This window comes from Trichocoleus desertorum AS-A10, assembly GCF_039962155.1.
Taxonomy (GTDB): domain Bacteria; phylum Cyanobacteriota; class Cyanobacteriia; order FACHB-46; family FACHB-46; genus Trichocoleus.
In genome coordinates, this window is record NZ_JAMPKN010000094.1 from 1 (window position 1) to 7,604 (window position 7,604).

Annotated in this window: 4 protein-coding genes; all 4 read right to left on the bottom strand. The window is 46.3% G+C overall.

Annotated elements, in window-relative coordinates; all coding sequences use genetic code 11:
• Positions 1 to 209: 209 nt before the first annotated feature.
• The 4 genes from NDA01_RS30730 to NDA01_RS30745 all read right to left on the bottom strand — a co-directional run bounded on the left by NDA01_RS30730 (position 210) and on the right by NDA01_RS30745 (position 7,578).
• Positions 210 to 767 (bottom strand): DsbA family protein, encoded by a 558-nt coding sequence (locus tag NDA01_RS30730; RefSeq protein ID WP_348231033.1) that lies wholly within the window; start codon positions 765 to 767, stop codon positions 210 to 212.
• 126 nt (positions 768 to 893) lie between these two features.
• Positions 894 to 1,268 carry a peptidoglycan-binding domain-containing protein gene (locus NDA01_RS30735; RefSeq protein WP_348231034.1) on the bottom strand — a complete coding sequence of 125 codons (375 nt, stop codon included), beginning with the start codon at positions 1,266 to 1,268 and terminating at the stop codon, positions 894 to 896.
• 240 nt (positions 1,269 to 1,508) lie between these two features.
• Positions 1,509 to 2,138: a response regulator gene (locus NDA01_RS30740; protein WP_190559017.1), complete on the bottom strand. Its 630-nt coding sequence runs from the start codon at positions 2,136 to 2,138 to the stop codon at positions 1,509 to 1,511.
• Positions 2,139 to 2,145: 7 nt separating this feature from the next.
• On the bottom strand, positions 2,146 to 7,578 hold the full coding sequence (locus tag NDA01_RS30745; protein ID WP_431193594.1) for a PAS domain S-box protein: 5,433 nt from the start codon (positions 7,576 to 7,578) through the stop codon (positions 2,146 to 2,148).
• Positions 7,579 to 7,604 lie beyond the last annotated feature (26 nt).

Sequence of the window (7,604 nt, forward strand, 5' to 3'; positions counted from 1 at the left end):
GTCATCAGATGGAGGAGGATAGACTTGTTGGAGCCGCTCAGCGACCTCTTGGGCAACCGTAACAAGAGCATGATTAGGAGAGCGCGCAGTGGGAAAATGAGTCTGAGTTGAAAACCTCGATTGCTTGAAATCATTTTTGGTCGATCGTGGACTGGATTTCATAAAATTGTCCTCAGTCAAATATGGATGGTAAGCAAAGGTTGGGAAGCTTAATGACTTGCAGTAACAATGGCTGTCATTAACTCTGTCATCTTCCAGCGTCCGGTATATCGAATGTTATTGATGAATAGGGCTGGAGCAGTCGTCACTCCACTCTGCATTCCGCCTTCAATATCTTCGTTGATGCGATCGATATGCACTTGTTTAGACAACTCTTTGAGAAACTGAGGAATATCAAGCCCTAAATCATTGGCGTACTCGACAAGATAACCGTTCTCCAACCTTTGTTGATGGTCAAATAAAGTATCGCTCATTAACCAAAACTTTCCTTGGGCGGCAGCGGCTTCGGCGACTTGGGCTGCCCGTTGAGCATGGGGATAAATCTTTGTTTGTGGAAAATGACGGAAGATAAAACATAAATCATCCTCTCCAGAAGCAGCACTAAGCTCTCGTTTGATCGCTTTAATCAGCTTGTAAACGTCTGCACTTCTAGGACATTGATAGTCTCCATACATCACCAGCACGACCTTAGCACTCAGCACACCCTGCATCCAATCTTGGGTTGAAGGAGGTACAAGTAAGGAACTATGGCTACGATCGTCGTTCATTTTTCTACATCTGTATCAAGCCTGGAACTTTGCCACGAAAGCTGGGAAAAACCCTATGATTTAGGCATTCCCAGCGTCAGCAATTTGAATCTAGGCTGAATAACTTTGAAATCGGTGATTGCTGCGTTAGCGTAGGTTCCGCCAACGGCGAGCAAATTCCTCTAGATTTGATCTAGAAATCTGGGATTGCAACCATTCAAACGCCTCTTTTTGATAGGGATATTTCGATGGCTCGTAGTAAATGGCTGCATCAGTCAGTTGAATGGGGCCACCTCGACGAAGGGCTTGCCAGGTTTTAGGTCCAACGATGCCATCTACAGCAAGTCCACTTTGCTGTTGAAACTGAACCACCGCGGCGCGAGTCGCACTGCCAAAGATTCCATCGACTGCAATGTTGATTCCTCTGGTATTCAACAATTGTTGTAGCTCACTGACAGCAGCACCAGAATCGCTTTGGCGTAGCGTTGGGTCTGTCGCTGTGGGTGTGGGGGTAGAAGTCACAGATTTATCTCCAATAATTAGGATTGAAAATTCGATCAGGTTTACCGCTTTAGAGGAGTATGATTTGTCTGATTGGATGCACTTTTATTGCATACATTCAATGTAGGAGATCGCCTTTAAGTCGTCTTCTACAGCAAGTTAAAACTTTTACAGTACAAATTGGTAGAGTAACGATGCGATCGCAAAGTAGAAGGCTGACTCTAACTTAAGTTAGAAGCCGAATTTGATCGAAAGTACACCCTACAAACTAACAATGCCGCGTTTGACGGCAACAATCACAGCTTGGGTGCGATCGCTAACATCTAGCTTATTCAAAATCCGATTGACATGGGATTTAACCGTACCTTCACCGATACTCAAAGCAGTCGCAATATCGGCATTGCTCATTCCCTGTGCGAGTGAGCGGAGGACTGCCAGTTCTCTTTCACTCAGTTCTGGATTGCTGAGCCGCTGTACCAACTTTGCTCCCACGTCAGGCGGAATATACTTCTGACCCCGATGAACGGTACGAATCGCATTCAGAAGCTCGTCAGGTTCAGTTTCTTTCAACAGGTATCCTTTTGCGCCTGCCTGCAATCCCCGGTAAATATCTTCGTCGCCATCATATGTGGTCAGTACGATAATCCGAGCAGATTTAGCAGTCGCACGAATTGCACCGATGGCGGCAACTCCTTCTACTTCAGGCATGCGGAGATCCATCAGCGTGATATCCGGTTGGTGTTCTCCGAATAGCGCGATCGCCTGTTCCCCATTTTCAGCTTGGGCAATCACCTGCATATCTGGGTCACGGTTAATAATCGTGGCTAATCCTTGCCGAAAAATAGCATGATCGTCCGCAATCAGAACCCGAATGGTCGTGGCTTGGCTCATCGTGATATTACTCCCGATTGACGGTGACAATAATCTCTGTTCCCTGTCCAGGTTGACTCCGAATCGTGAGTTGTGCGCCGATGCGCTCTGCCCGTTCGCTCATGCCGAGTAAGCCAAAACCCTCAGTGGCTGGAATATTCCCGACTCCAAAACCCTGTCCATTGTCTTTCACGCGCAAGCAAAACTGATCATGATCGTAGACTAGCTGCACTCGAATTTCGTCAGCATTGGCGTGTCGAATCGCATTGGTCAATGCTTCCTGCCCCATCCGTAGTAGGTTATTCTCGACTTCAGCCGGTAGAGAATACACTGCACCCTCAAGCTCATAGTATAAAGTGGTATCCATTGCGGCAGTTCTGAGTTGAGCGACGAGACGGTGCAGAGCGCTCTGTAAACTGCCCTCCTCTAGAAGCTGAGGACGGAGTGCGACGACCGATCGCCGTGCTTCAGTCAGTCCAGTTCGCCCCAATTCTTTGATCAGGTCTAGGTGTGCTTGAGCTGCTTCTAAATCATCTGTTAGCACCTGTTTTGCTGCTCCCACCTGAGCCAGAATGCCCGTAAACGCCTGAGCGAGTGTGTCGTGAATTTCACGCGCCATGCGGTTGCGCTCCTCTAAAATTGAGGCTGCTTCTGCTTGCTTTTGCGGCGTAATATCTCGCGCCAACCAAATCACCTGATCGAGGCTGATTGGGGCAATGCGAGCCGAAAACCAGGCTTCTTGTTCAGCTATCCGCAAGCTGTACTCAACTGTGAGCATTTGTTGGGTTCTCAGTACTTGCCGAACGTAACCTAGGAATTCATCGGCTTGTTCTTTTTCAAAAATCTGGTGCAGTGTTTGACCAATCTGCTCCTCAATCGGTCGATACAACTGATTCGGTTTCACTTCGACTGCTTCGATCACCCGCCCTTCAGCAGTAAGGACAAACAGCGGATCGGGAATGGCTGAAACGAGTGCCCGCAGTTCTGCTTCAGAGGCTTGCAGCGCGGCTTCTGCCTGTTTGCAATCGTCAATATCCGTATAAACTCCCAACGCTCGGAGCGGTTCACCGGATTCATTCCAGGCAACAATTTTGCCGACAGAAAGAATCCATTTCCACTGACCATCCCGGGTACGCAGGCGATACTCTGCTTGATAGTTGGGGGCTTCTCCGGTCATAAAACCATTGTAAACTGCAAACATTGCTTCTCTGTCATCAGGATGCAAACTCTCAACCCACCTAGATTTGGTCTCGTGAAATGTTGCTGGATCGTAGCCCAGCATTAAAGCGTATTCTGGGTTAACCACGATTTCTTCAGTTTTGAGATTCATATCGTAGAGTCCCTGATTTGAAGCGGTTAATGCTAAGCGCAGTCGTTCTTCACTCATTTGTAGAGCGACTTCTGCTCGTTTGCGATCGCTAATATCCGCAGTCACCCCTTCGAGGTAGCCATCGTCTGCATTCAGATAAGCAGAGGAAAGTCCCCAGAACAATGTCCCATCTCGTTTTCGCAGTTGAGTTTCAAAGTTTCGCACTTCCCCATCCCGCTTCATCACCTCAATGGCTTTTTGGCGATCGCTGGGATTTACAAAATAGTCGATGGTGTGTTCCAGCCCAATGATTTCTTCTGGTGAATCAAAGCCATACAGATTGGCAAAGCGTTGATTGGCATTGAGAATTAATCCATCCGAGAGGCGGGTTCGGTAGATGCCAACCTGCGAGTTTTCAAAGATAGCTCGGAACTTGGCTTCACTGCGTTGTAAAGCCTCTTCTGCTTGTTTACGCTGGGTGGTGTCATTGCCAACCGATAAGATTTCAACGACCTCTCCCTGGTCATTGAAGATAGCTTGATTCGACCAGGCCATCCAAACTCGCCGTCCGTCTCGACACAGGTTTTCACTCTCGCCTTGCGGGTACGATTGAGGATTACGAAGTAAATCGTGAACAAATGGTTTAACATCGCGTCCAGAGGTTTCGATGTCTGGAATGATAGTTTCAAATAAGGTTCGCCCTACAATCTGATGTTCTTCATAGCCAAGAAGTTTTACCCCATAATCATTGATGTATCGAATTCGTCCTTGCGTGTCATAGCAAATGATGACTGAATTCGCGGTTTGTAGCAGGTTGCGGTAATTGGCTTCACTTTGTCGTAACGCAGCAGTTCGTTCTGCGACCTGTTGCTCTAAAGTGCAGTTGTAGTCGGCTAGGAGTTTCTCGGCTTGTTTGCGCTCTGTAATGTCCTGAAAGGTAGCGATCGCATGAGTGATATTACCCTGTTGATCAAAAACTGGTGTTCCCCGCGCCTCAACTAGAATTGAGACATGATCTCGACGAATTTCTATATCTTCAATCCTGATGCGTTCGCCCCTCAATGCCTGCTGTGCAGGCAAACTCTCCGCTGGATAGATTTGATCCGTCCCCGCTACATAAAGCTGATAAGCCTCTGAGATCTGCTCCGGTGCTATGGAAGTATCAGTTTCTTTGCCCATGAGTTGATTGCCGCATTGGTTGGTATAGTAAGGGCAACCCGTCGCATCCACGATCGCAATTCCCACCGGAATCGCTTCGAGGAACTGGGTGATCTTGCTTTCCTTAGCCTGCAGTTCTGAGTAAAGGTTGGCATTTTCGATGGCGATCGCTGCTTGAGTCGATAATAGCTGCAAGACCTGCGATCGCTCTGGTGTAAATACTCCAACTGCTAACCGATTTTCTAAATACAATACACCGACCAGCTTGGCTTGATTTAGCAGCGGCAAACAGAAAATAGATTGAGGCTGGTTCTGTTGAATGTATGGCTCATTAATAAAAGCACCTTCACGAGTCGCATCATTTAAAGCAACAGGCTTCAGAGTCCGAATCACATATTGAATGATTGATTCTGGCAATTGATCGGCAATTGGAATAGACTGTAACACCTGAGTCGCACAAGCATTCTCATCGGCATTGAGTTCACAAGCCGCTTCAATCGACCATTCTCCTGAATTTTCTAAAATCAGATATCCGGTTTGTGCGCCAGCATTCTCAATCAAAGTTTGCATCAGTGATCGCAGCAATTGATTCAGTTCAATTTCACGAGAAATCGCCTGTGAAGCTTTCATCACTGCTGCTAAATCGAAAGCAGTATGGAAGGGATTAGAGATAGTTTCAGCAGTAATAGGAATTGATGTGGAAGCGGCTCTAGACGACTGAGGAAAGAACTGTGGATAGCGAGTTTCTAAGTCTTTAACTTTAGCAGTTGCGCCCCAGCGATCGTAGCAATAGTGCGCTTCTTTCATGTAGGTCTGAGCAATCTTTTCCCGACCTCGCGCCAGATAATGTTTAGCCGCTAATTCATAAGCTAATGCTTCTTCTTGGATATACTCATTTTCGGCAGCACCTGCGATCGCCCGTTCATAAAACTCTTCAGCCTCAAGAAATTGCTCTAATACTCGTGCTTTCTCTGCCTCGACCAGATAAAATTCATGTAGATAATTCATTGGGGCGTGTTCTGCCCATTTCTTCACCTTTTCTTGGTTGGAGCTAACACAGTTTAGCCAAGCTACTTTTTCAGAGTTTGAAGCATCGAGCAATAGGCTCAAAAGCGCTAGAGAATGGTAGAAACAGAATACAGGTAAAAACTTTATTGCCGACGCTTCTTCAAAATGTCGCCTTGCCAAAATAGCAGTCTGTACAGCTTGATGGTTTTCTCCAAATAGATAACACAACATGACTTTGTGCAAATAGAGTATTTGAATTGCAATTCCATCTTTAACTGCAATAGCGTGTGGTAACGCCTCCTCTTCATTAAACACCCGACCAACTAAGCGACTGGGATTCTCAGACCTATCTAATAAATTAAGAATAGTCTGCCACACTATTGCAATCCAAGTCGAGGGGCTTTCCCGTCTGATTCGATCAACCGCTTTGCTGTAGGTTGCCATTTTCTGTTTCAGTTGGGTGAGTTCCTCACCGACGAAAAACGAGTGGTGGCACACGGTATATGCAACATAACCAGCAGTTTCAAAGTCTCCGGTTTCCACTCCTTCCTGATAAGCCTCAACCAGCCGTGGTATCGTCTCCTTAATATGTACTTTCCATTGCATAACATGGTAACTAAATACGTGTAATGCTTTAGCATTCCCTTTTTTGGTATTCAATTGTTCCGCTAAGCTAAGAGCCAGTTGTCCAAATTTATAGCCGAGTTCAATGTCTTGAACAACTCCACATAGAACAGATCCGTAAGCAACATAACCATGTGGTGACCAGGTAGTATTACCGTAGTTAATTGACAGATTTACCCTCTTACATCCAATCAGTATCCACAGTGCTGGTGATGCTATGAATGCAGCAGACCCTATATTCGCTAGGATTGACACTGCTGCTAGCGATTCTGGTGCAGTCATCTCTGGTAAATTAATCAAGTCTTTGATTTCTCGTTCAGCGAGTAGTGCCGCCGTTGACTCCAATCCGCCTCGAACATCTAACTCACTTGGATTTTCTGGTAAAATCACTCCCAGGAGCTTCAACACTTCCAAGCCAATTTTTAGTGCTTCTTTCAGGTTGCCCTGTGACAAATATCCTTGAATTCTGCAATCGTAAGCCTGCACTTTTTCAACCACTGTTTTGGCACGAGCGAGTACCACTTCTACCAACTGTTCCATCTCATCAAAGCGACCCTGGAGATACGCCGCTTCTGCTGCTTCTGAGTACAGCGCTAAGGTGAGATCATACTCACTCTGCCAACTCTCTGAATTGAGGAGGTGAAACCCTGTAGTGAAATACTTAAAAGCTGCTTCATAAGCCGTTGCTGCCTTTGCTTTCTGACCTGCCATTAAATTCAATCTGGCAGTTTCAGTTCGTTCTGATCGAGCAGTGACTAGCTCAAGTCCTTGATTGAGATGATCGATGATTTCAAACAGCCGATCGGATCGTTGCTCTGGTGAAGTTTTTTCGAGCAAATTGCGACCGATTTGGAGATGAACAACCTGTTTCTGCGATTCATCAATCAAAGCATAAGCCGCTTGCTGAACGCGATCGTGCAGAAACTTATACTCTTGAACTAACAAATCTTCGTCCAAGTCAGACAGAGGTTGAATTAATCCCGCTTGTATTGCTGCTAGTAGATCCTGGAAAATTGCTTTCGGTGATTTTTCGCAAACGATCGCCAACGTTTCTAAATCAAATTCAGCCCCGATACAAGCGGCGATGGAGAGAATTTGCTGTGTTGCTTCCGGCAATTTCTGCAACTGACGCAGCAGCAACTCCACCACATTATCCGTGATATCTTGAGCTTCAATCTCAGCTAGGTTCCACTGCCAACTCAATTGTTGGGCATCAAAGGTCAAAAGGTTTTCGCTATGCAGCAGCTTCAAAAATTCACCAACAAAGAAAGGGTTGCCCTCGGTTTTACGCAACACGACTTGGGCTAAAGAACGAACGGTATCAGGATTGCGATGTAATGTCTCAGCCACCAGTTGAGTCAACGGTTCCAGCGTTAAGGGAGTCAGGA

Bases quoted from the DNA above. Each gene is read 5' to 3' on its own strand.
- NDA01_RS30730 (WP_348231033.1), bottom strand. From the start codon at position 767: ATGAACGACGATCGTAGCCATAGTTCCTTACTTGTACCTCCTTCAACC.
- NDA01_RS30740 (WP_190559017.1), bottom strand. From the start codon at position 2,138: ATGAGCCAAGCCACGACCATTCGGGTTCTGATTGCGGACGATCATGCT.